The sequence below is a fragment of the Pediococcus acidilactici genome (genome assembly GCF_016127815.1).
Taxonomy (GTDB): Bacteria; Bacillota; Bacilli; order Lactobacillales; family Lactobacillaceae; genus Pediococcus; species Pediococcus acidilactici.
Genome location: NZ_CP066046.1, coordinates 1,739,593 through 1,761,236, shown reverse-complemented (window position 1 = coordinate 1,761,236; position 21,644 = coordinate 1,739,593). Strand labels below are relative to the sequence as shown.

The 21,644-nt window shown below is 41.4% G+C and carries 25 protein-coding genes and 1 tRNA gene; 16 read left to right on the top strand and 10 right to left on the bottom strand.

Translation table 11 applies throughout. The annotated features are described in order from the left end of the window. The first annotated feature begins 127 nt into the window (after positions 1 to 127). Together I6H64_RS08650 and I6H64_RS08645 are read left to right on the top strand one after the other, a co-directional pair. Complete coding sequence (locus I6H64_RS08650) at positions 128 to 391, top strand: AbrB/MazE/SpoVT family DNA-binding domain-containing protein (protein WP_005919922.1); 264 nt, start codon at positions 128 to 130, stop codon at positions 389 to 391. After that, positions 391 to 738 carry a type II toxin-antitoxin system PemK/MazF family toxin gene (locus I6H64_RS08645; protein ID WP_008842319.1) on the top strand — a complete coding sequence of 116 codons (348 nt, stop codon included), beginning with the start codon at positions 391 to 393 and terminating at the stop codon, positions 736 to 738. The genes I6H64_RS08650 and I6H64_RS08645 overlap by 1 nt, the downstream gene beginning before the upstream one ends. Before the next feature lie 80 nt (positions 739 to 818). Here I6H64_RS08645 and I6H64_RS08640 read toward each other — a convergent pair whose 3' ends face one another. From I6H64_RS08640 to I6H64_RS08620, 5 genes are all read right to left on the bottom strand, one after another. Then, positions 819 to 1,577, bottom strand: a complete 759-nt coding sequence (locus tag I6H64_RS08640) for a hypothetical protein (RefSeq protein ID WP_036685863.1) — start codon at positions 1,575 to 1,577, stop codon at positions 819 to 821. Continuing rightward, entirely contained in the window at positions 1,570 to 2,283 is a 714-nt protein-coding gene (locus I6H64_RS08635; protein WP_036685861.1) for an ATP-binding cassette domain-containing protein, read from the bottom strand. Before I6H64_RS08635 ends, I6H64_RS08640 begins: the two co-directional genes overlap by 8 nt. Continuing rightward, on the bottom strand, positions 2,261 to 2,653 hold the full coding sequence (locus I6H64_RS08630) for a GntR family transcriptional regulator (protein WP_005919935.1): 393 nt from the start codon (positions 2,651 to 2,653) through the stop codon (positions 2,261 to 2,263). Before I6H64_RS08630 ends, I6H64_RS08635 begins: the two co-directional genes overlap by 23 nt. A 189-nt stretch (positions 2,654 to 2,842) precedes the next feature. Then, complete coding sequence (locus I6H64_RS08625) at positions 2,843 to 3,862, bottom strand: hypothetical protein (protein WP_008842316.1); 1,020 nt, start codon at positions 3,860 to 3,862, stop codon at positions 2,843 to 2,845. 30 nt (positions 3,863 to 3,892) lie between these two features. Then, positions 3,893 to 4,915 (bottom strand): hypothetical protein, encoded by a 1,023-nt coding sequence (locus I6H64_RS08620; RefSeq protein WP_036685857.1) that lies wholly within the window; start codon positions 4,913 to 4,915, stop codon positions 3,893 to 3,895. Positions 4,916 to 5,396: 481 nt separating this feature from the next. Between I6H64_RS08620 and I6H64_RS08615 the strand changes: the two genes are divergently transcribed. The 5 genes from I6H64_RS08615 (at position 5,397) to I6H64_RS08595 (ending at position 10,387) form a co-directional block, all read left to right on the top strand. Beyond that, positions 5,397 to 6,614, top strand: a complete 1,218-nt coding sequence (locus I6H64_RS08615) for a serine hydrolase (protein ID WP_008842314.1) — start codon at positions 5,397 to 5,399, stop codon at positions 6,612 to 6,614. Positions 6,615 to 6,625: 11 nt separating this feature from the next. Continuing rightward, entirely contained in the window at positions 6,626 to 7,690 is a 1,065-nt protein-coding gene (locus tag I6H64_RS08610; protein ID WP_144235492.1) for a zinc-ribbon domain-containing protein, read from the top strand. Between the two features lie 94 nt (positions 7,691 to 7,784). Continuing rightward, positions 7,785 to 8,798 carry a linear amide C-N hydrolase gene (locus I6H64_RS08605; protein ID WP_008842312.1) on the top strand — a complete coding sequence of 338 codons (1,014 nt, stop codon included), beginning with the start codon at positions 7,785 to 7,787 and terminating at the stop codon, positions 8,796 to 8,798. 123 nt (positions 8,799 to 8,921) lie between these two features. Then, the gene (locus I6H64_RS08600; protein WP_008842311.1) at positions 8,922 to 9,458 is read left to right on the top strand and encodes a Panacea domain-containing protein; all 537 of its coding nucleotides are present in this window, start codon (positions 8,922 to 8,924) and stop codon (positions 9,456 to 9,458) included. After that, the gene (locus I6H64_RS08595) at positions 9,452 to 10,387 is read left to right on the top strand and encodes an ABC transporter permease (protein WP_056985232.1); all 936 of its coding nucleotides are present in this window, start codon (positions 9,452 to 9,454) and stop codon (positions 10,385 to 10,387) included. Before I6H64_RS08600 ends, I6H64_RS08595 begins: the two co-directional genes overlap by 7 nt. Before the next feature lie 120 nt (positions 10,388 to 10,507). Here the strand turns inward: I6H64_RS08595 and pnuC are convergent, their stop codons facing one another. Both pnuC and I6H64_RS08585 read right to left on the bottom strand, forming a co-directional pair. Next, on the bottom strand, positions 10,508 to 11,254 hold the full coding sequence (gene pnuC / locus I6H64_RS08590; RefSeq protein WP_008842309.1) for a nicotinamide riboside transporter PnuC: 747 nt from the start codon (positions 11,252 to 11,254) through the stop codon (positions 10,508 to 10,510). Between the two features lie 472 nt (positions 11,255 to 11,726). Beyond that, positions 11,727 to 12,599, bottom strand: a complete 873-nt coding sequence (locus I6H64_RS08585; RefSeq protein ID WP_008842308.1) for a LysR family transcriptional regulator — start codon at positions 12,597 to 12,599, stop codon at positions 11,727 to 11,729. A 117-nt stretch (positions 12,600 to 12,716) separates the two neighbouring features. On the opposite strand from I6H64_RS08585, the gene I6H64_RS08580 reads away from it, so the two are divergent. After that, positions 12,717 to 13,583, top strand: a complete 867-nt coding sequence (locus I6H64_RS08580) for an aldo/keto reductase (protein ID WP_024862739.1) — start codon at positions 12,717 to 12,719, stop codon at positions 13,581 to 13,583. Positions 13,584 to 13,602: 19 nt separating this feature from the next. After that, positions 13,603 to 14,469, top strand: a complete 867-nt coding sequence (locus tag I6H64_RS08575) for an aldo/keto reductase (RefSeq protein WP_008842305.1) — start codon at positions 13,603 to 13,605, stop codon at positions 14,467 to 14,469. Between the two features lie 124 nt (positions 14,470 to 14,593). Here I6H64_RS08575 and I6H64_RS08570 read toward each other — a convergent pair whose 3' ends face one another. Both I6H64_RS08570 and I6H64_RS08565 read right to left on the bottom strand, forming a co-directional pair. After that, a complete protein-coding gene (locus I6H64_RS08570; RefSeq protein WP_008842304.1) occupies positions 14,594 to 15,370 on the bottom strand; it encodes an ABC transporter permease in 777 nt (258 codons plus the stop codon). Between the two features lie 20 nt (positions 15,371 to 15,390). Then, the gene (locus tag I6H64_RS08565; protein WP_008842303.1) at positions 15,391 to 16,284 is read right to left on the bottom strand and encodes a daunorubicin resistance protein DrrA family ABC transporter ATP-binding protein; all 894 of its coding nucleotides are present in this window, start codon (positions 16,282 to 16,284) and stop codon (positions 15,391 to 15,393) included. A gap of 200 nt (positions 16,285 to 16,484) precedes the next feature. Between I6H64_RS08565 and I6H64_RS08560 the strand changes: the two genes are divergently transcribed. Further along, positions 16,485 to 16,991 (top strand): MarR family winged helix-turn-helix transcriptional regulator, encoded by a 507-nt coding sequence (locus tag I6H64_RS08560; RefSeq protein WP_008842302.1) that lies wholly within the window; start codon positions 16,485 to 16,487, stop codon positions 16,989 to 16,991. A gap of 216 nt (positions 16,992 to 17,207) precedes the next feature. Here the strand turns inward: I6H64_RS08560 and I6H64_RS08555 are convergent. Beyond that, positions 17,208 to 17,280: transfer RNA gene (locus tag I6H64_RS08555), tRNA-Ala, on the bottom strand. Positions 17,281 to 17,395: 115 nt separating this feature from the next. On the opposite strand from I6H64_RS08555, the gene I6H64_RS08550 reads away from it, so the two are divergent. From I6H64_RS08550 to I6H64_RS08530, 6 genes are all read left to right on the top strand, one after another. Further along, positions 17,396 to 18,340, top strand: coding sequence for an alpha/beta hydrolase (locus I6H64_RS08550; RefSeq protein WP_024862735.1), 945 nt, complete (start codon positions 17,396 to 17,398; stop codon positions 18,338 to 18,340). Between the two features lie 14 nt (positions 18,341 to 18,354). After that, entirely contained in the window at positions 18,355 to 18,582 is a 228-nt protein-coding gene (locus tag I6H64_RS10250; RefSeq protein ID WP_008842300.1) for a diacylglycerol kinase family protein, read from the top strand. Further along, positions 18,569 to 19,294, top strand: coding sequence for a diacylglycerol/lipid kinase family protein (locus I6H64_RS08545; protein WP_008842299.1), 726 nt, complete (start codon positions 18,569 to 18,571; stop codon positions 19,292 to 19,294). Before I6H64_RS10250 ends, I6H64_RS08545 begins: the two co-directional genes overlap by 14 nt. Positions 19,295 to 19,845: 551 nt before the next feature. Next, entirely contained in the window at positions 19,846 to 20,166 is a 321-nt protein-coding gene (locus I6H64_RS08540) for a thioredoxin family protein (protein ID WP_002829247.1), read from the top strand. Between the two features lie 164 nt (positions 20,167 to 20,330). Then, on the top strand, positions 20,331 to 21,140 hold the full coding sequence (locus tag I6H64_RS08535; protein ID WP_008842446.1) for an EAL domain-containing protein: 810 nt from the start codon (positions 20,331 to 20,333) through the stop codon (positions 21,138 to 21,140). After that, on the top strand, positions 21,137 to 21,640 hold the full coding sequence (locus tag I6H64_RS08530) for a hypothetical protein (RefSeq protein ID WP_008842447.1): 504 nt from the start codon (positions 21,137 to 21,139) through the stop codon (positions 21,638 to 21,640). The genes I6H64_RS08535 and I6H64_RS08530 overlap by 4 nt, the downstream gene beginning before the upstream one ends. The last annotated feature ends 4 nt before the right edge of the window (positions 21,641 to 21,644 follow it).

The window sequence follows — 21,644 nt, the reverse complement described above, 5'->3', positions numbered from 1 at the left end:
GCGAATTTCTGGCTCCTTTTGCGTATTTTTGTAGTTAAGAACGGAAAAAGTAAAATAGATAACTAAATCTACAGTTCGTGTTATTATAGTGGTACAGTAAGGAATAAGTAAGGAAAAAGGAGCGACGATGATGGCAAAAAACTTAACTAAAGTTCGTTCTAAAATTACTAGCAAAAACCAAGTTACAATCCCAAAGACGGTTCGTGACTTATTAAACGTAAAATCTGCTGACACGATTGAATGGCAAATTGAGCCTAACGGAACGGTAATGATTGTTCAAAGTAAGCCGGATTTATGGCAAGTGGTTGACCAGCAAGCTCAAAAGTATGGAAAAGTTAATACTCCGGAAGTTGACTGGGGAACGGACTTAGAAAGCGAAGATTTTGACTGATGAAGCTAAGCCAAGGTGATGTAATCTGGATTGATTTAAACCCAGCTAAGGGAACAGAAACGAAAAAAAGATGTCCTTGTTTGGTAGTTAGTAATAATCATTACAATCGTTATTTCAATACGGTACTTGTTGTACCAATCAGTACGGCAGAAAAATACCGGGTCGCGGAAAAGTATGTAAAATCGCCGTTATTTATCCCAATTGATCAGGGCGATATTCAAGGGACGGCGTTATTGCAACACGTTCGGACAGTGGATCCCACTAAGCGCTCCAATGGGCAAGTGATGGAAAAAATATCATCCGCTGAAATTGAACAAATTAGCAATAATCTTCAGCAATTTTTTTAATTAGAGCAAAAAACGGGAGCCAGAAATTCATTGTGAATTTCTGGCTCCCGCTTTTTAGTGAGAAAATTTAAATTATCCAACTAGTTAGTTTTCGGTTTAGCTTCAACCCAACTAGATAGCAAGTAGATGTTGATTGCAGAAAAAATCAGCAAAGCTATCAGTACGTAGAATGGGCTCAAGTAATAATACAAATCAGCGTGGGCATCAATTAAATTAGAGTTGTGTTGAACAACTGTCATAAGTACGTTGCTTAGTAAGTCCGCCATTAATCCTAAAATATACAAAATGGCGATTACCAAAACGATTTTTGAAGTTTTCTGCCCAATCTTTGGTAAGAAGTTACTGATCACTTCGGTAAGTAGATGTACTAACGTGATTAAGGCCCAGAAGTTTAGGATTGCGAAGATAAGGGTCAGAAAAATTGAAACGTTTAGCATAAAGGTGGATCCTGAAAATCCTTCCGCAAATGTAGTGACCGTCACGTGCCATTGGAAAATAAAGGCAAAGACAACAATACATAAGATAAAGTAAGCAAAATTAAGGAAGGTCGTGATCAAATTTGCCCAATATAATTTACCATTCGAAATCGGAATTAACCGGTATGAACTAGCGGTGTAGACGCGTTCGTTACGAATGGTCAGCAGGATATAAATAACCATACTAGCTAGCGTCAAAACTGATTCAAAGGTGACAAAAAGCTGATCAGTCGATGCGGATGCGCGGACCATTTCATACAGCGTAATGACAATGGAGGCCAGTACGCTAAAGCCAAGCACTTGGTTAGTAAGCCGGAATTTGTCTCGGAACATTACCTTGGTTAAATCAAAAAATTTAGTCATAGTCGACATCCTCCTTGTAAAAATCTTCGTAGTAGGACTCGATATCTTTACCGAGCGTTTCGCGAATCGTGTCGGCACTTTCTTGGGCAATCACGCGTTGGTCCCGCACGATGACGACTTCATCAAGTAGGTTGGCAATGTCGGTAACGTGGTGGTCACTGATAATTATTGTGGCATTTTCCGGTTTCCAGCCAATGATGCTGCTAATGATTTTTTTACGACTCATCCCGTCAATCCCGTCAAACGGTTCGTCCAGTAAATACAAATCAGTTTGCCGCGCAAGGGTAATTGCGATTACCAATTTACGCTGGTTACCTTTCGATAGTTGGTTGAGCCGGGCATCTAGTTTTAAATTGAGGTTGTCTAACAAATGATTGAAGCGGGATAAATCAAAATCAGGGTACATTAGTTGGTAATCTTCCGCAATTTTAAATAACCGTTGGCTGTTAGAAATGGTACTAATTTGCTCCGTAAAACTAACGGCTTTCTTTCGAGCGGGTAATCGGGAGTCCCCGTTGATCATAATGGAGCCCTGGCGAGAAAAATAACTGCCCGCAATTAAGCGCATTAGGGTGGTTTTCCCCGCCCCGTTAGCGCCAAGCAAACCAACAATTTCACCTTGAGGAAGTTCGAGATTGAGATCTTTCAAGATTGAATGCAGGTTACGTTGGTAGCTTAAATTTTTAATGTTCAGTAGATTTTCCATGATCATCATCCTTTCTCTTGGCAATGTAACGGGACAAGTAGGTCACCATCTCATCTGGCTCTATTTGTAGTCTAAGCAAGTGATCGTACAACTGCGAAAGTTGGGATTCCACTACAGTTTGGCGTAAGTTTTGTAAAACAGCTTGGTCTTCCGTAACAAAGTTCCCCTTTCCACGTTGAGAAATTAAAATGCCATCTTGAATAAGTTCTCGCAAGGCCCGTTGCATGGTGTTTACGTTAACCGTCAAATCAACCGCAAACTGGCGAACTGCGGGAATTTTAGATCCCGGGGGGAAGTGGCCCACGATGATTTCTTGGTAAATGTATTGTTTAATTTGGTAGTAAATCGGAATCTTGTCATCAAAATCCATGTTACGTGCCTCCCTTTGTGTATTACTATGCTATTACACAGTAACCTAAATTAGATAATTTAGCAAGTGATTAGTGAAATGCGTCTTCAAATTTTGAATGGATGTATTTAATGCGGACAATTAAAAACTAGCAAAGGCAAGCTAATTGGCTACCTTTGCTAGTTTTTTGGTTTGGGGTGATGCGGTGAGTTATTTGTGGAAATCTGCGTAAATACTACTAATTAAATGAACTTCTTGGTGTTGTCCATCATCATAAATATTGCGATATCTAAACAGAGTGTAATAATTTTGCGGATCGTTAGCGACGTCCTTCATGGCGCGGACATTTGCCTCCGTTTCGGGGAGGGTTCCTACGAAATTACCTTCAGAAACTTCCGTAAAATTGTGAAAATCAGGAACAACTTTGAAATTATCCGTGGTTATCAAATAACTAAGCATGGTGTGCCGTGTAAACAGTGAACGGTCGTTCTCTTTCCAAAAGTCATCTTCAGTCAAATTGATGGACGGAAAAAGGTTTTCGCTGATGTCAATAGTTTTGGTAGGAACACCTGCCACTGATGTGTCAGTGTCAGCATAGTTTGCGCGCAAGTAATAAATTTCAGGTAGACGAGTAGGATCAGCAGTTTTAATAGGAAGATCCTTTACCTTTTGAATTAATTGCGGATTAGCAATTTTGTCGGGATTAATAATGAAAACACCCCATTGATCGACACTTTGGTGAAGTTGCGCGTAATCAACTTGCATTAGTTGAGTTTCATTTGCGTCGGCGAGGGACATCGTTACGATAGCTTTTGGATTAATATATTGGAGTCCTTTACCAACGTCAGAGGTAATCTGTCCATCCCTAAAAGCGTTAATTTCAAAGGAAAATACGTCGTAAGCCCTAACTGAGCCAAGTAAATCTTTAGTAATGTCATTAACCGTGCTATCTTCTGGAAGATAGTCATGCGCAATAAGCATTTCTAGCATGAGCTTGCGCACAGTCGAATTAGGCATCCAAGTTTCAATGTCGCTGTCTTGGATTTTAAGTTGCTTTTCCGAGAGTTTCGGCAGTTTTGGTTGCTGCTGATTTAGTTTTGGAATAATTGCTGAAGCATTAGGTTCGTTTTGGTTGAATTCAGCAGCCGAAGCTCCGGTATTAGTGATAATTGGGGTAATGAATCCTAAAGCGATCAGGGCGGTTAACATCGATTTTTTCATTTGAAACACTTCCCTTCGTTTGGGTATTGATAAATTCGATTATTTGTGGAAATCTGCGTAAATTGAACTGCCTAATAAAATTTCTTGGTGTTGGTTATCGTGGTAAAGATTGGTTTGTAGCAAAAGCGTGTAATAAGCTTGAGGGGCGTTATTTACGCGGTCCATCGCATCTACAATTGCTTCTGTGTCTGGAAGGGTCCCCAAGAAGTTGCCTTCTGAAGTTTGGTTAAATGAGAAAAAACTACCAGGTGAAAGAATCGCATAGTCATTAGATTTAGCTATTAAGGCACTATTTACTACGGAGTTTAAAAATAGGGATTGATCAATTTCTTTCCAAAAATCATCATTAGTTACGTTGATGGTTGGAGAAAGAGAATTGCTGATATCAATTGATTCAGTAAAGATAGGTGCTATGTGATTACTATTTTTAGTGTAGTTTGCGCGTAAATAATAAACGCTAGGAAGAGTTTTAACATTTCCCTTTGGGGGAAGTTTTGCGTCGATTATTTTTTGAGCTAATTGGGAGTTACCAACCTTATCAGGATTAATCACCAGAATATCCCACCTATCAACATTTTCGTGCAATTGAGCGAAGTTGATCTGCATTGCTCGGGAATCATCCGCTACTGAGATTTCCATGGTTACTCGAGCTTCAGGGTTGAAGTATTGGAGCCCTTCACCTATGTTAGGGGTGATCTCACTTCCGGCAAACGTATCAATATCAATATCAAAAATTGAACCATCATCCACGGAAGCCAGTAGGTCTTTGGTAATATCATTAACGGTGCTGCCTTCCGGGAGGTAGCCGTTCTGAATTAGTAAACCTAAAATAGCTTCGCGTAAGGAAGGATTAGGCATCCAAGTTGCAATGTCACTGTCTTGGATTTTAAGTTGCTTTTCCGAGAGTTTCGGCAGTTTCTGTTGCTGCTGATTTATTTTTTGAATAATTGCTGAAGCATTAGGTTCGTTTTGGTTGAATTCAACAGCCGAAGCTCCGGTATTAGTGATAATTGGGGTAATGAATCCTAAAGCGATTAGGGCGGTTAGCATCGATTTTTTCATTTGAAACACTTCCTTTCGTCGTAAGAATTTTGGTAAACGTTTCCATAATCACGTATTAAATACATAAGTACAAAGCTGAAATGGTTATAAATTTTTAGTCTAGGTTGGTTTATACAGTACGGAATGCCGCGCCCATCGGAGACACCCTCCCTCGTAAATATTTATTCCCTCTTGTGAATGGCTTAATAATATCATGTAGTAAATTTGAACACTAATAAAACGCCTCGATAAAGTTTATTTTAATTTGCGAATGCAATTTAGAGAAAAATTAGCTAAGCAAATATTGCTATATAAAAGCATCTTTGGTAAACATATCTAAGAAATTAAAGGGATGGGCGATTGGAGTGATTGCCGATTCTTTTTGATTAGGGTTGATAAACAACGAAAATAAATTATTTTAAATGGAGAGCTTTCGGTGACTTCCTTACTATGATAATATTTATTGAAGATATGTGTATTTAATAACACTAGGAGGGTAGCAATGTTTTGTCAAAATTGTGGAACAAAGAATAAGCCTGGAGCTAAGTTTTGCCGAAAGTGTGGAACCGCGTTACGTCAGCCAGCGACGCAACCAACTCCAGTGACCTCGCAAAATGCATCGACGGCGCCTCAACCAGCACCTAAGCAACCGGATCCTAAGCAAACTGCACCGGTCGAACCTAGCGTGACTCGGGAAGAACACCAAGCAGCAGTAAAACGTAAGAAGCGCACGGGATGGCTTTGGATTACGGCAGGGATAATTTTAGCGATTGGATTCGTGGGCTTTTTTATCTACAAAAATAATCCCACAATCTTATCTGGCGCTACGCATTCGGATCAGGCAAAGGTTGCCTCGTCAAAATCGGCGTCTTCCGCGTCAACGGCATCTCAGAAAAAGACTTCGTCGGCGCCAACTAAAAAGCATTTGGCGTTTCCTAAGAGCACCGTGGAAGGTACTATTCAGGATGCGTTTGGTGACATTTCGGGAGATACTGCCGTTTACGTATCGCCGGTTGATTCGGATACCGAAGTTGACTCCAATGACCAACCGCAACGGGCGGCAAGCGACATTAAGTTATTTGTCATGATTGCGGCTTACCAACAAGTCAAAGATGGGGAATTAAGCTTATCAGATGACTATACGTTAACTGATAGCGATAAGGTAGACGGTACCGGTAAACTGCGGGAAATGGCGGACGGAACCAAGATTCCCATTAAGGATTTGATCGGCTACATGATGGAAGACAGCGACAATACCGCGGCAAACATCATGATTCGCAAGTTAGGCGGCATGGCGGCCGTTAACCATCAGATTGATAAAATGGGAGCCACCGACACCAAGTTAGAGCGGATGTTGATGGACACGGATGCCTTGGAAGATGGTAAGGACAACTACACGTCTGCTAAGGATTTGGGCACCGCGTTAAAGAAAATTTATAACCATCAGATGGTTTCCCGAAAGTATGACGAAGAAATGCTAACTATTTTGAAGCAAAATGAAAATCATACTAAGTTGCCGCACGATTTGCCGGCTGAGGCCACGGTTTACAACAAAACCGGGGAATTTGACGATTACGGAGTGGAAAATGACGCTGCAATTTTTGGTAATCAAAAGGGCGCCTTTGTCATCGTAGTAATGTCTCAAGACGGGCAACGTGACGAGCAAATTAACGCGATGAATAGTTTTGGTTCAGTAATGTATAAAGGATTATTAGAGTAGGAGTGAAGGAAATGAAATTTTGTACTAAATGTGGCACTGCAATCGAACCAGGAGATCAATTTTGCACTAGTTGCGGTACCCCGGTAGCCCAAATGCAGGCTCCGGAAGCACCAGCGAATTCAGCAGCAGCGGAAAAGGTGACTGAAAAGCCAGCAACCACCCAAGAAACGGTAACCACGACAACTAGCGCTATACCAGCCGCAACTGATTTGAAAGCTGAAAAAACGGCGACCACCACGGCAGCACCTGAAAGCGATGCGGTAGATGAAACCAAGGCCCCAAGGTCTACGACTCAGGCCCAAGAAGCCCCGACGACCGCAGCCGCAACTGCTAAAGAGACAGCCAACGACGCGAACTCGACGGCAGCTTCCGCAACCATTGATAAAGAAAAGGTTAGCGCAACGGTGGATCAAACCAAAGAATATGCTAAAAGCTACTGGAACTGGCTAACCACGTCGGTCAAACATCCGTTTAGTTACCCAGAAACCACCAATCCGCTATACGGGATTACCACTTTTGTAATTTTTGCAATTGTTAGTGCACTAATACTAATAGTTTCGGGACGCCAAACTTTTAACGCGTTGGATAGTAAAGTTAAAGTAAGTGTAATCATGGAAACCCCTTTTACTTTCGGGGTATTTCTAAAATTCCTCGCAATTTTTGCGGTGTTATTTGCTTTGATGGTATTGGTGGGGGTTTTAGTCACTCAATTCTTAGGAGCAAAGGGGCAGACGGTTACTTGGTTCACTTACACCAATAAGTTAGCGCACTTTGTAAACTACGCCTTGGTACTCGGGTTACTAGCTTTGGGAATGCTTTTTGTGGCTGGTCCCGAATTGGTTGACGAAGTGACCACTGACATGCCGGATATTTTGTTCCGGGCGTTGCTTGGAATGGCCTTGGCAGGCTTAAACCTTGGCTTCATTGCCACCTTCTTCGAAGAAAAATTGAAGTTTGAATTTGACCGCATTTACGTAGCCATCTTAGCTGAAGCAGTGTTATTCATCGCACTTTACCTAGGAGTGGAACACCTCTTAATCCCCGCAATCACCCAGGTGGGAACTAGCTTTAACTAAGAAAAAATATTTGTCCCTAAAAAGTTTCACATTCTTTTATCCGATAGGCAAAAGTGCTATAAAAGAGATATTCGAAAAGAAAGAGGGACAAAGTATGTGCACGAGTATTGAACTTACTGCAGAAAATGGTGCCAAATTCTGGGGCCGAACCATGGATTTAGCAATGACGATGTTCGGTGAAGATGGGGGTGCGGAAAGCGTGATTACCACCATCCCAGCGGAAGCGAAGGTTGCTAGTCAACTGACTGATTGGACGGCCAAATATGCCACGATGGGAGTCGGAGTTAAAGGCACTCCAATCTTATTTGATGGAATTAACGAAGCTGGCTTAGCGGGCGACTTACAGGTGCTGTTTGAAAGCACCGCCGACTCGTTAGAAAACTTGAAACAGCGAGGGTTAACGCCGCTCATGAACACGGAATTTGTTACATACGTGTTGACTAATTTCAAAAGCGTGGCTGAGATCCGGGAACATTATCAAGAATTTGGATTAGCAGATCAAGCAACCCAAGTTAACGGGCAAGGATTTACTTTCCCGCTCCATTATAATTTCGTTGACGAAAGTGGCGACGGAGTAGTTTTGGAACCGGTCGAAAACGGAGCTTTCAAGTTGTACGATTCAGTTGGAGTAGTAACTAACAGCCCTGAATACAGCTGGCACACTACCAACTTGCGCAACTACTTGGGATTAACCGACGTAGACGTGAAGGATCCGCGGACTTATAAAAACGGCGTAACCTTACCACCAATTGAAGGCGGAACCGGCTACGGAATGGCTGGACTTCCTGGTTCATACACCTCACCAGCACGGTTTGTCCGTAGTTTTACCATCGCGAATGCAATGGATGATTTCACTGCTGACCGCGGAATTGCCCAACTTTACGCAGCTTTCCGTCCGGTAATTATTCCTGAAGGTATCGAACGCAAGACGGCTGATGCACCAATTTCTGACTACACCCGCTACTGGTCAGGATATGACCTCCAAAAACGGGCAGTTTACGTTCAAACCGGGTTAGGCTTGGCATTTACTAAGCAAACGTTGAACGCGGATGCGCAAGAAATTAGTTATACCACTATTGACCGTGGTGACTACGTGCACGAAGTTTAATGGATTTGAAAGTCGGAAATTTATTTCCGACTTTTTTCGTAATTTCTTTATAGAAAGGAGGGAAACTGGTAGAATTTAACTAGGGAATACGCGATAAGAGTTTGGTGGAAAGGAGTGCAAGTGATGGGAGAAGAATTACGAAAACGACCATACAAAGCAATTGATGTAGCCAACTTTTTAGTGAAGTATTTTAACAAGCATCAACAAAAAATTACCAATTTGATGTTGTTGAAGATATTGTACTATTTACAAGCTGATTATTTGCGTAAGGAAGACGATGCGCCCCTTTTCCAAGATGATATTGAGATGTGGGGATACGGTCCCGTAGTGCCAAATGTGTACCATTCGTTTAAAGAAAATGGGGTGGCACCAATTCAACAAACCTATTCTTACATTGAAGAGGATGAAAATGGAGACTGGTCCATTGTTGATGCTGATCAAGTGGAGTTAGATGCCAACGATCAGGAAGAAATTACTAATTTAGCAGAAAAAATTTGGCGTAAATATAACGATCGTCCTTTTGACCTTGTGGAAAAGACCCATGAGGAGCCGATGTGGGCTGAGCAACGAGAGGCCATTGAAAATGGGCAACGAAAAATTAAATATAATAACGAAGACATTCATAACTATTTTTCTAAGGCGGAAAACTGGCCATGGTAAATGAAGAACAGTTGCTAGCAAGTCTTTTTGAAGATGAAATGGGTCCGGAAAAAATGGATTTATATGTTGTGACAATGTATCTTCAAAAAAAGCAGATTACCGTTGATTATCCGGGAATTACCCATTATGTTTATACTCACTATGACGACGTTAAAATGGATGATGACGATAATCGAAATACTAATGAAGCATCATTATTTTGGCAAGCTAATTTGGATCAGATGAAAAAAACAATTAGCGGTTTAGAAGATCAAGTGGACGAAGCCAAAAAATACGAAGCTTTGAAAGAGGTACCTGATAAGATAAAAAATCATATTAAATTAGCGTTGGAACAGTATAAAACCTTCTTTGACGAAATCAATCAAGTACGTGAAGAGGCTAAAAATACTACAGCGAAGTTGGAAAAAGCGACACAAGACCTTAGTGATGCACAAGAAAAATTAGAAGGTACTCAGAACCAATTTATATCAATTCTGGGTATTTTTTCTGCGTTGATATTTGGTCTGTTTGGCGGATTCGATGCGTTTAAGGAAATTTTTACCAATGTAAAAAAGGCTCCGCTCTCAAGTACGTTAATAGCAGGCTCAATTTTGATGATGGGTTTACTAGTATTAATCTTCTTACTAATTCAATCAATTGGTGTTCTTTCCGGGAAGACGTATTTAGCATGTGGTTGTTCAAATACTAAGGAATGTACCCATTCATTTGTCGATCGATACCCATTATTTATTACATCGTTAGATATTTTCGGGCTGATATTTTTGTCAGGTGTTTTAGTACACCTATCAAATATTCATGGCTTTTGGTTTAAGAATTTAAAGTTTAACAGGTATGCAAGTTATATAGTATTCGGAGCTATTCTATTACTGATTGGACGAATTGGCGTTATTTTCAAAGCCAAAAAAAAAGAAGAAAAGGAAAATATTTAATTTCTTGAAGAGAAACCCTGGTTAAAATAGAAAATAGCTGAACACTAAAACACCTCCATAGTTGGAATTACCAACATTGGAGGTGTTTTAATTGCATATTATTCCAATCATTTACTGATTTTAAGCACGGTCGTGGAACCATTTACTGCTTGCCAAAGCAATAATGTCGTTTAGCAAGTATAGGCAGTAGGTAAAGAAAAGTACCCAAACGGGATGCCCGGCAATCGCCGTCACACTCCATAAAGTGATGCTCATGATGCTTTGCGCAAACCAGAAGTAATAGCTGGAACGGAAGCGCCGCACCGTTAGAATGGCCCCGGTTAAGCCAATCGTTGCGCTAAGCGAATCGATCACTGGACGTGGACTCGTTAGGATTACGGTGTCTAAGCCGTAGGTAATCGCCCAAAAAATGATGAACGTCACTACGGTTTGCCCGATGTATTTGCCGGTTAGCAAACGTGGAGAAAGTCCTTCGCTACTGTTCCAGTTCTTATTGAGCACAACCGGAATATCCAAGAGGAAGATGTAGGCGGTTTGCATCACCACGTCGCTGTAGTTGCCGGTAATTGAGGCTACGTAGATCAGCATCAAGGCGGAAACGAATCCCAACACCCCGTTGATGGGTTTGCCGTTGGTAATACTCAAAGTACACGTAAAACCAATTATTCCAGCGATGGTGGAAGTGATTCCGAGGGCGTTAAAGTTGTGGTATAGGCCCGTTGCTAAAAGAAAAAGGGTACCGCAAGCTAACAATATGTAGCTCGAAGTCATCCACCCGCTCATCTGGTCCTTATACCAATGCAAGTTAAACACCCGCATTGGTGATTGAGGATTGTAACGTAAATCTGTGTCTTGTGTACTTTGCAAAATAAAGTCCTTCTTTCTATGATTTGTATTAGCCCGGTAGAAAGCTGATTCAGGCTTAAAAAACTTATTAAAAAAGCAGTACCCAAATAGTATACGCGGATTAATTCCAGAAGGTAAGACCCGTAAAAGTTTACTAGACCAATTCTACGATAAAAGGAACCCGATGAGAACGGGCTTGCAGTGAAATAAATTACTCGTAATCGTTATGATAAATTTTTTTTCGGGGAATTGGTATAGAACTAGGTTGTGAGAATAATTTTTAATAAATTGATACGACATAAAACGCTCAACGGTTTTCTAGGAACGACCCGTTGAGCGTTTTTAAGAATCCAAATGTAAAGTTTTTAAACTTACTTTAGCTAACTTTACGATTAAACATAAAAAAATCATCAGTTGCCAAAAGCAGTTGTGCTGTTATTGCTACAGATGGTTTTCAGGAAAAGCATTATTACCTTCATCAAGTAAACCATGGTCAGAACGATTGTGGCCAGGCCTGGGCAATTTTTTGGGCTAGCGGAGCCATTTTAGGACGATTAGTTTTTAAATAACTGATGTAAAATTCCATAGTTGCAGTTTCGTCATTAACCGGAATAGGAACCCGATCGTCCGTATCACTTAGCGAAGTGGTGTATTCTGAATCGAACGAGGAGAGATTAGTCGAAAAGTAAGGAAAGTTAGAGTACTTAGTGATTTCATTAAACGCAAACCGTTGTGCTTGATACATGAACTTAGCTTCAGGAATTTTTTGTTGGATAATGGTTTGCCATGGGCCGATATCAGTAAGAACTACAAAGTTGATGCCCTTCAGTTCTTTAAAAGATATGGAAGCTTGGTTAGAGTGGTACATAAATTTATCCAGATGAACTACCAACGATTCTTTGCCTAGATAAACAGATTCAATATCTTTATTTTGTATTTCTTGGTTAGAAATAATTCCTGTAAACCGGTTATTTAATAAGCTTTTAATTACATTATCAGTATCCAATAGATTTTGCGTGATATTTAATTGGGCCACCGAAAGTCTGTTAAGTAGGAGTAGCGGTCCGGGGGCGGTCGACGCAATTTTAATTACGTCTTCTTGATCCGCAAAATTCCGGATTTTTTTAATTGCGAGTTGCTGACGTTGCAGGATTTGCTCACCCTCTTGGACAGCTAGTTCGCCAATTGTGGTTAGGGTGAGCTTATTAGGTTGATGATCAAAAAGCGATACTCCTAAGGTCTCTTCTAACTTTTGGAGTCCCCGAGTCACGGACGGCTGGGTAATATGTAAGGTTTCTGCAGTTTTAGCTAGAGTACCAGTTTTAGCGAAAACGACTAGTTCTTGCCAAAGGTAAGTATCAATCATAAAGGCTGCCTCCTGCTTAGTATGTCTTAAACGAATACTAGCATGTAAAACAAGCAATTTTCAATTATTTTTTTGCACGTTAGGATAATTACAATCAGTTTTGAGGAGGAGATTGTAATGATAAAAATTCCAAAGGTGAAATTAAATAACGGAATTGAAATGCCACAATTAGGTTATGGAGTTTTCCAAATTCCAGATGCTAATGAAGCAGAAAAAGCGGTGAAAAATGCTTTGGACGTGGGGTATCGCTTAATTGATACGGCAACGGCTTACCAAAATGAAACGGCAGTCGGCAAAGCAATTAAAGAAAGTGGTATTAACCGTGAAGACATATTTGTCACTTCAAAATTATGGGTATCAGATTTTACCTACGAACGGGCTAAAAAAGGAATTGATGCCTCATTGCAACGTTTAGGGACGGATTATTTAGACTTATACCTTTTACATCAGCCCTATGGTGACGTGATGGGAGCATGGCGAGCCATGCAAGAGGCTTATCGTGCCGGTAAAATTCGGGCGATCGGGGTTTCTAATTTCTACGGGGATCAGCTAAAAAACCTAGAATTAACGATGGAAGTAAAGCCAGCCGTTAATCAAATTGAAGTAAATCCTTGGTATCAACAAGTGAAGGAAGTTGCGGTTAATCAACGTGAAGATGTTCGGGTAGAAGCGTGGGCCCCGTTTGCAGAAGGTAAGCATGATATATTTAAAAATGAGCTTATCCAGCAAATTGCTGAAAAACATCATAAAACGGTGGGTCAAATAATTTTACGTTGGTTACTACAGCGGAACATTACGGTGATTCCTAAGAGTGTCCACCGCGTGCGTATGGAAGAGAATATTGCGGTTTTTGATTTTGAGTTAGACGATGCAGATATGAATTTAATGAGCACCTTAAATCGGCATGAAAGCCAGTTTTTTGATCACCGTGATCCGGTAACCATTGAACAAATCTTTGGGAAAAGTTTGAAACAATTACGATAATTAGAGGAGTGGTGTAATTATGACGAATATAAATAAAATTAAATTAAATGATGGTAATGAAATTCCTGCAATTGGATTTGGTACTTTTCAAATTCCTAACGATGGGACCACTTATCAAGCCGTAACTAAAGCTTTAGCGGCAGGATACCGACACGTTGATACAGCAGTGGCTTATTTTAATGAACAAGAAGTTGGACGAGCTATTAAAGATAGCGGCATTCCGCGCGAACAAATTTGGGTAACTAGTAAGTTGTGGCTACAAGATTATGGATACGAATCCGCCAAAAAGGCTATTGATTTGTCGTTGCAAAAGCTGGGATTAGACTATATCGACCTTTATTTAATTCACCAGCCTTACGGAGACGTTCCTGGAGCTTGGCGAGCGATGGAAGCAGCAAAAAAAGCAGGGAAAATCCGTTCGATTGGAGTTTCCAACATGACGCCGAAAATTTGGCAACATTTTGTACCTCAATTTGAGACAATGCCAGCGGTTAACCAAGTGGAATTTAACCCGTATTTTCAACAAAAAGAATTACGAAAAATTTTAGAGGCTAATAACGTAAAATTAGAAGCATGGGCTCCATTAGGGCAAGGCAACGCAAAGTTACTAAATGAACCGGTCATCGTTAAATTGGCGGAAAAGTATCAAAAAAATGCTGGACAAATTATTTTACGCTTCGAAAATCAAGAAGGGATAATTGTTTTTCCAAAATCAGTTCACGATGAACGGATTAAAAGTAATTTGGATATTTTTGATTTTACATTAACGGAAGAAGAAATGACTGCAATTCGCGCGTTAGATACGAAAAAAGGTATGCATGATCCGGATGCTCCAGGGGTAAAGGAAATGCTGCTGTCAGCTTTTGACGTGCACGCTGATCATTAAAACTCCACGTACCAAAAAACTTTTCAAGAGTTTTCTATTCTTGAAAAGCTTTTTTATTTTTTAGCCATTAAGGCCGTGATATCAAACATTAGTTTACAAAAATCAAATAACCAAGGCCAAACAATTATTTTCGCTTATAAACCAAAACGGTAATTGGCGCAAAAACGGCAACAATGCCAATTCCCGCGCATAAAACTATCCAAGCCTCCCGCGGCCAGTATCCCGCATTTAACATGGCACGATTGGCGCTAATCACGTGGGATACCGGGTTTATCGTTACTAAAATTCGCATGAAGTGGGGCAAGGATTTAACCGGTACAAAGGCGTTTGAAAGGAATACTAATACTAACATGGTCATTAATGACACACTTTCAACTAACGTAGGACTTTTAGCAACCAGTCCATAAAGGGCGAATATCCAGCTTAAGGCCCAGCCTAAAAATATGTCCAAAAAAATAACCATGATTAACCATCCTAACCCAGCTTCCGGGTGCCACCCCATCAAATACCCGGTCGTTAAGGCTGCGGTCGCTGCGACGGCTAACCGTAAAATACCAGCAAAGAGCTGGCCGGCAAGGGGAGCAACTTGTGGAATCGGTAATGATTTAAGACGGTCGTAAATGCCAGAATGGATGTCAGTACTAATCTGGGTGGCTGAACCGGCAGCTGCGGAAATTAAGGACTGCATCAGAATTCCAGGAACTAAAATCTTTAAATAAGAACTTACGCTACCATAAATGGCCCCGCTAAATAGATACCCGAAAAGCAACATAAACAGGGCGGGTTGAACGACCACGTCAAGCAGTTCATCGGGATTGTGCAGCGTTTTTAACAAATTACGGTAAGTCATGGTACCGGTGCTTGCAATAATATTTGTTTTTCGAGTAGTTGTGTTAAACATTGCTAAATCCTCCTAATAAGTTAGTTTTTACCGACCGTCATGGCAAAGAAGACGTCGTCTAGCGATGGTTTTTCAACGGCTAGCGTAGTTATTTCGATGTTAGAAGCACGAAGACGGTTAAGGATATCGGCTAAGCCATTCACGTCTCGGAGCGGCGCCGTGATTTCATTACCAGCTTGGTGAACCTTTTCTTGCGTAATTGCAGTGACGATTCGGCAGGCTTGCTGGGCTTGAAGCTTGTTTTTCACCGCTAGGCGCAACTTTTCCCCGCCAATTTGGGCCTTTAACTCATCGGGAGTTCCTAACCCGACCAGTTTGCCGTGGTCAATTACCGCGATGTGATCAGCTAATGCGTCGGCTTCTTCAAGATACTGGGTGGTTAAGACGATCGTCGATCCCGAAGCAACCAACTTGCGGATGGTATCCCACATCTGGGAACGGGTGCGAGGGTCCAGCCCGGTGGTGGGTTCATCCAAGAAAATGATTTGGGGACGGGCAATCAAACTAACTGCTAAATCTAAGCGCCGGCGCATGCCACCAGAAAAGGCAGCAATTGCTTTATCCGCGGAATTTACTAATGAAAATTCTTCAAGCAGTTCGGTAGTTCGCTGCTTAGCTTGCTGGCGAGAAAGTCCGTTCAAACGAGCAAAGAACGTTAAATTTTCCCGCGCGGATAAATCTTCGTCAATCGAAGCATATTGACCAGTTAAACCAAAAAAGGTTCGAACGGTCTGAGGTTCCGATTGAACGTCGTGTTCCATGATTCTAAGTGAACCGCTAGTAGGTTTTAATAAGGTAGTTAACATCCGTAGAATAGTGGTTTTCCCAGCTCCATTAGGGCCAAGTAAGGCAAACACTTCTCCGCATTTGACGTTAAAGGAAACTTGTTTTACCGCACTCTGGTTGCCGTACATTTTATTTAAATTGTTAATTTCAATTGCATATTTGAGGTTGATGATAAACCCTCACTTAATGTGTCGAATGATGTTCAGGGGCCCTGACTAAAAATATTATAAGGGCACCTGATTAAATAGTCAAGGGGCCTGATTATTTAGTTTTAATCTGTCAAACGGCTTGATATAATAGGGCTATATAAGTGAGAGATGGGTGAGTTATGTTGGATAAACTAGTAAAAAAACACCAATTAGCGGCTAAATTATTTGAATTTACGGCATTACAAAATATGGCTGACGAACAGGCAGAACGCCATTTGCCAGTGTTTAAGGGACAAAATAAAATTTTAGTGGCCTTAAGCGAGGGCGATAATATCTCACAAAAAGAACTATCGCAGCGATTGGGAATTAGTGTGCAGTCAATTGCAGAATTCATTGCCAAATTACTAAAAAAAGGCTACGTTACCAAACAAAAGTCGCCCACTGATGGCCGTGTACAACTCATCAAATTAACCGAAAAAGGCAAAAAAGAAGCAAAGAAGAGTTTGTTTTATATTCCTGAATATTTGGATTATTTAAATGACGACGAACGAGCTCAACTAGCAGCAATCCTTGATAAAATGAATAACGGAATTCGAGAGGACCTTAAGCTGCACGGGATTCAGAATATCGGAAATCGGATTCGGTTTAGTCAATTGAAGCGTCATATTGATGAGGATTTGAAATAACTAGAAACGGACGAAAATAAGTGAAAAACTCATAATTGTTGAAAGCAACTCTTCAATAATTATGAGTTTTTTCAGTGGCGGGAAGCTAAAATAAATTGCTAAACAAAAAAGAGCCGAATCCAAAATTCAGCTCTCCATTCGTTAACCAAGTCTTTACCTGCGAGACATTTCTCCCAGAAAAGTTTGGTACTTATCGTTAATTTATGTAACCGTTAATGGATCCGAACGGACTTGAACCGTCGACCCCCTGCATGCGAAGCAGATGCTCTCCCAACTGAGCTACGGACCCCTTACATAAATACTATAGCACTTTTCTGCGGAAAATTGATATAGTATTTATGAAAGAAAGTAAATTTTTATCGCAGAAGAATGATTTTTTAAGGAAAGATAAGGAGCCTCAAAAGATGAAGAGAAGCACTAAATACGTGTTGGCCGGACTCGGTGCGGCACTAGTCGGCGTGACCGCTGGAATGGGAATCGGTGGTTATGCAAGTTTCTTAGTAGGCATTAAAAATACCGAAAAAGCGAAAAACCGGGCGATTGAACGTTCGGAAAGTGAAGATAATGATGCCTTAAATTTGGCGTGGTTCAACCAGCAGCATCCGGAAACGGTACAAATGCTTAGCGAAGATGGACTGCAATTAAAAGCTTCCTTCATTCGCCAACCGCAACCCACCAAACACACGGTGATCATGGCGCACGGATACCATCACGCCCGTCGGCAAATGATTCCTTACGCGAAGATTTTTTATGAACTGGGTTATAACGTGTTGATGCCGGACGCCCGCAGTCATGGTGAAAGTGAAGGAAATCTAATCGGCTTTGGTTGGTTAGACCGGCGCGATTACGTGCGTTGGGTGCAACGTGCGGTAATGTTAACTAATGCTGATGAAAAGATTGTCTTGATGGGAATCAGCATGGGAGCGGCCACGGTAATTGCGGCTGCTGGAGAACCCGACATTGCATCTAACGTGGTGGCGGTGATTGAGGACAGTAGTTTCAACCGGCTTGATCAGCAGTTCCGGCACCGCCTCAAGCGCTACTACCACTTACCGCCTCGGGAGCTAGCACTAATTGCTAGTCTGTTAACGGAAAAAGAGGCCGGATATTCATTTAAGGAAGCCGACATCGAAGCCCAAATCAAAAAGGTTCGGGTACCGATTATGTTTATCCATGGCGAAGCGGACCGGTTTGTGCCAATTGAAATGTTGGACGACCTAGTGGAGGCTGCCCAAGTACCAAGTTGGGTATATCTGGTCAACCAAGCTGACCACGTGCAAGCCTTGAAGGCTGATCCAAAGCGTTATCGCGAAGAGGTGGCGCACTTCTTGGAGAAGTTTGTGAAGTAATGGTGAGCAAGCAGATGAAATACTACTTTATTATCAATAAATGGGCGGGAGCCCGCCATTCCGCTGAAACTTGGCAAAAAATGCACCATTTACTGGTCCAAAACCAGGTTGAGTTTGATAGTGTGGTTACCGAATATCCCCGGCATGCCACTGAATTAGCACAACAATTTGCCACCAGTCATCGGAAGGGGGTGGATAATTGTCGCGTTTGGCGGGGATGGCACCCTCATGGAAGTTCTTGAAGGCATCCAACGTGTTGATGCAACGATTCCGTTGGGATACATTCCAGCGGGATCAGGAAATGATTTTGCCCGGGCCGTGGGTTTATCCCGCGACCCTTATTTGGCGTTACAACAGTTGATCCAAACGACCCAGCCGACCGTTTTAGATGTTGGAGCATACCAAGACCGCAAGGAGCCGGTGGTCCACTACTTTAGTAACAACGTGGGAATTGGGTTTGACGCCAGTGTCGTTTACCAAGCCAACCAAGGACAAAAAATCAAGTTAAGCAAATGGCACTTAGAATCGACCGCGTACATTACCGCGTTGTTAAAAACGCTGGTTAAACAAAAGGGCTTTCCAATGAGTGTGACGATCGACGGGAAAACCCGACAATTTAAAAATGCCTTTTTGGTTTCAATTACGAACATCAAATATTTTGGTGGCGGGGTGGGAATTGCTCCGCAGGCTCGGTTAGATGATGGCAAATTAGACGTGGTAATCACGGAAAAATTAACGTTACTGCGATTTATCCGCCTTTTTGCTAAGCTGTTGAAGGATGGTTCCCATTTAGCAATGCCCGACGTGTTCTTTGCGACGGGACGGGAAGTTCTGGTGCATTCCTTTGCTCCGGAACATGGTCAGGTTAATGGTGAAGATTTACCTTACCAACCTTTTGATTTAAAAATTTGGACGGTCAAACAGTCCTTTTGGTTCACGTTGCAAACTAAATAAATTGTTCCACGTGAAAAGCTGTTGGATAAGATGGACATTTTAGACAGTTGAACCTGCTAAAATGAATCGAAAAAGTACTAAACTTAAAGCTTAGATGGGTAAATTTTGAATTTTTAGCAATTTGAAAGCCGTAATGGGGTCTGATTTTGTGCTTTATCCGATAGATTTTCTTTAAATTTCTGATTTTAGTCATTTTAATTAAAAAATTGAGACACTATACAATGTTTAAAGTATTAACATAATAATCGTAGTTAAGAGCTACGCATTTGGCATGGTAGAAAAAATGAAACTTCTAGGTTTTAAATTTAGAAACTTCATACCCCATTTTCTATTAAACAACTGCCTCACATTGAGATTATTGATATCTTTCTTTATTTTTTTGCTAGCACACCTGGAGCCGGTCTGGGTGTGTTTTTTGTGTTTTGGTTAAGCTGAGATGATTCAGTTGTCAAAGTCAAAGGAAGCTGTTAGAATATTAATGTAAAGTTAGCTTACAAAAAGTAAGTCCAACTTTCGGTTAGCTAGCGACCTTATAAAAGGAGACGTTCATAATGAGTAATCAAGCAAACTTAACTAACGAAGAAATTTTTGATGCAATTAAAACTGGTAAGAAGATGCTCTTCTTTACCGCCGGATGGTGCCCAGATTGCGCGTTCATCAAACCAGCAATGCCTGAAATCATGAAGAAATACGACCAATACGATTGGATCACGGTTGACCGTGACGACAACTTGGAAGTAGCTCAACACTTTGGCATTATGGGAATTCCTAGTTTTATCGCGTTAGAAGATGGCAAGGAATTGGCACGCTTTGGAAAAGGCGAACGCCACACCCCAGCAGAAGTTGAAGAGTTCATTCAAAGCATTGCTTAGTACTTTTAAAGATGAATATGCGGGCCTAAAAGAGCAATCTTTTAGGCCCGTTTTATTTTGGACCAATAGTTTCCTCGCCTTAAAGCCCCTTTTGGGGTAAAATGCTTCTCTAGTGTACTAAAAACTGAATATATCAAAAATGTCAGCTATAGTGAGGTAGCGCAATGACTCTAAATCAACTGGAAGATTTTTTGTTTTGGCTAGCAATTTTAATGGCGGTTTTAACGGTGGTTATTATTGGAGTTTACTTTTGGAAAACGAGGTATCGGGGCGGCAATTATTTGCGTGATCCGCACATTCCGTTACGCTATTTTATCCAGAAGCAAGTTGATCGGCATGGCCAAATTACGGGTTACGAATGCTTATTGCGTACCCAGGACGCCGCAGGGCAATGGACGTTGCCGCAAGATTTTAATTCTTTACCGTTACGACGTGTGATCGATTTATTAGAAGACACCTTTGTTTCCCTGCCAACGGAGCCGGTCACCCTGTCCATCAAACTAACTTACCAACAAATTATTAGTCGGGACTTTGAATACTTCATTCGGTGGGCCATCACGAAAATTGAACCGATGAATTTGGCGGTAGAAATCTCGATCAAAGCCATGGAAAAACGGGTGAACCGGCGTTTATTAAGGCAACAAATCCAAATGGGGCGAAATTACGGGATGCAATTTTCCGTTAATAACGTGGGTTCGGAACTAAATGATTTAAAAAGTATTGAATGGCTCTTACCTGAAATTGATATTTTGAAGGCTTCGATGCGGAGTTTTCGTAAAGAGGACCCGCATGAATGGCTTGATTTAAACCTTCAGTTTTGGAATCGTTTGGCACGCAAGAACCATATTAAATTGGTTTTAGTAGGGATTGAAAATGCTACGGATCAAGCGTTAGCAGAACAATTACAAATTGATGCCCGGCAAGGCTACCTTTTTGGCAAGCCCGAGGACGTTCATCGAGGTGCAGAAAAATGAAAGATAAAAGGCAACAATTATATACCGACCCGTATTTTGAAAAAGGACACTGGGGGCTGAAGATTCGGCAAACTTTAGTCGCCCTTTTGGGATGGATTGGGGTAATCGTTCCAGTAACCATCACGGCAACTGCCTTATGGGCACAATCTGATCCACGGATTCCCCATCTATGGGCCTATCCAGAAGGGATTTTTGAGATTAAGTTCTTAGCGGCAGTTTTGCTATTTGCCTTTGCGATGGCGGGGCTATTTGCGGTTAGCATGACCATTATCCAAAACCGGCGGCGGGATCGCTTGGCCGAACAGTGGCCGACGTTTAACCCAATTAACCAGCGAAAACGGGAATCACGTTTAGAGAAATTCATGACCGACCGTTTTGGAGATGAAGAGTTTCGCGAAAACGTAAAATACTATGAAGTAGAGCCCGAACAAAATCTGGATACGGACGAAATTCATCATTTATATCAGGAAGCCAACTTGGATGATTTAAATAAGGAGTAGGGAC

Bases quoted from the DNA above. Each gene is read 5' to 3' on its own strand.
- I6H64_RS08650 (WP_005919922.1), top strand. From the start codon at position 128: ATGATGGCAAAAAACTTAACTAAAGTTCGTTCTAAAATTACTAGCAAA.
- I6H64_RS08645 (WP_008842319.1), top strand. From the start codon at position 391: ATGAAGCTAAGCCAAGGTGATGTAATCTGGATTGATTTAAACCCAGCT.
- I6H64_RS08640 (WP_036685863.1), bottom strand. From the start codon at position 1,577: ATGACTAAATTTTTTGATTTAACCAAGGTAATGTTCCGAGACAAATTC.
- I6H64_RS08635 (WP_036685861.1), bottom strand. From the start codon at position 2,283: ATGGAAAATCTACTGAACATTAAAAATTTAAGCTACCAACGTAACCTG.
- I6H64_RS08630 (WP_005919935.1), bottom strand. From the start codon at position 2,653: ATGGATTTTGATGACAAGATTCCGATTTACTACCAAATTAAACAATAC.
- I6H64_RS08620 (WP_036685857.1), bottom strand. From the start codon at position 4,915: ATGAAAAAATCGATGCTAACCGCCCTAATCGCTTTAGGATTCATTACC.
- I6H64_RS08615 (WP_008842314.1), top strand. From the start codon at position 5,397: ATGTTTTGTCAAAATTGTGGAACAAAGAATAAGCCTGGAGCTAAGTTT.
- I6H64_RS08610 (WP_144235492.1), top strand. From the start codon at position 6,626: ATGAAATTTTGTACTAAATGTGGCACTGCAATCGAACCAGGAGATCAA.
- I6H64_RS08605 (WP_008842312.1), top strand. From the start codon at position 7,785: ATGTGCACGAGTATTGAACTTACTGCAGAAAATGGTGCCAAATTCTGG.
- I6H64_RS08600 (WP_008842311.1), top strand. From the start codon at position 8,922: ATGGGAGAAGAATTACGAAAACGACCATACAAAGCAATTGATGTAGCC.
- I6H64_RS08595 (WP_056985232.1), top strand. From the start codon at position 9,452: ATGGTAAATGAAGAACAGTTGCTAGCAAGTCTTTTTGAAGATGAAATG.
- I6H64_RS08585 (WP_008842308.1), bottom strand. From the start codon at position 12,599: ATGATTGATACTTACCTTTGGCAAGAACTAGTCGTTTTCGCTAAAACT.
- I6H64_RS08580 (WP_024862739.1), top strand. From the start codon at position 12,717: ATGATAAAAATTCCAAAGGTGAAATTAAATAACGGAATTGAAATGCCA.
- I6H64_RS08575 (WP_008842305.1), top strand. From the start codon at position 13,603: ATGACGAATATAAATAAAATTAAATTAAATGATGGTAATGAAATTCCT.
- I6H64_RS08570 (WP_008842304.1), bottom strand. From the start codon at position 15,370: ATGTTTAACACAACTACTCGAAAAACAAATATTATTGCAAGCACCGGT.
- I6H64_RS08565 (WP_008842303.1), bottom strand. From the start codon at position 16,284: ATGTACGGCAACCAGAGTGCGGTAAAACAAGTTTCCTTTAACGTCAAA.
- I6H64_RS08560 (WP_008842302.1), top strand. From the start codon at position 16,485: ATGTTGGATAAACTAGTAAAAAAACACCAATTAGCGGCTAAATTATTT.
- I6H64_RS08550 (WP_024862735.1), top strand. From the start codon at position 17,396: ATGAAGAGAAGCACTAAATACGTGTTGGCCGGACTCGGTGCGGCACTA.
- I6H64_RS10250 (WP_008842300.1), top strand. From the start codon at position 18,355: ATGAAATACTACTTTATTATCAATAAATGGGCGGGAGCCCGCCATTCC.
- I6H64_RS08545 (WP_008842299.1), top strand. From the start codon at position 18,569: ATGGAAGTTCTTGAAGGCATCCAACGTGTTGATGCAACGATTCCGTTG.
- I6H64_RS08540 (WP_002829247.1), top strand. From the start codon at position 19,846: ATGAGTAATCAAGCAAACTTAACTAACGAAGAAATTTTTGATGCAATT.
- I6H64_RS08535 (WP_008842446.1), top strand. From the start codon at position 20,331: ATGACTCTAAATCAACTGGAAGATTTTTTGTTTTGGCTAGCAATTTTA.
- I6H64_RS08530 (WP_008842447.1), top strand. From the start codon at position 21,137: ATGAAAGATAAAAGGCAACAATTATATACCGACCCGTATTTTGAAAAA.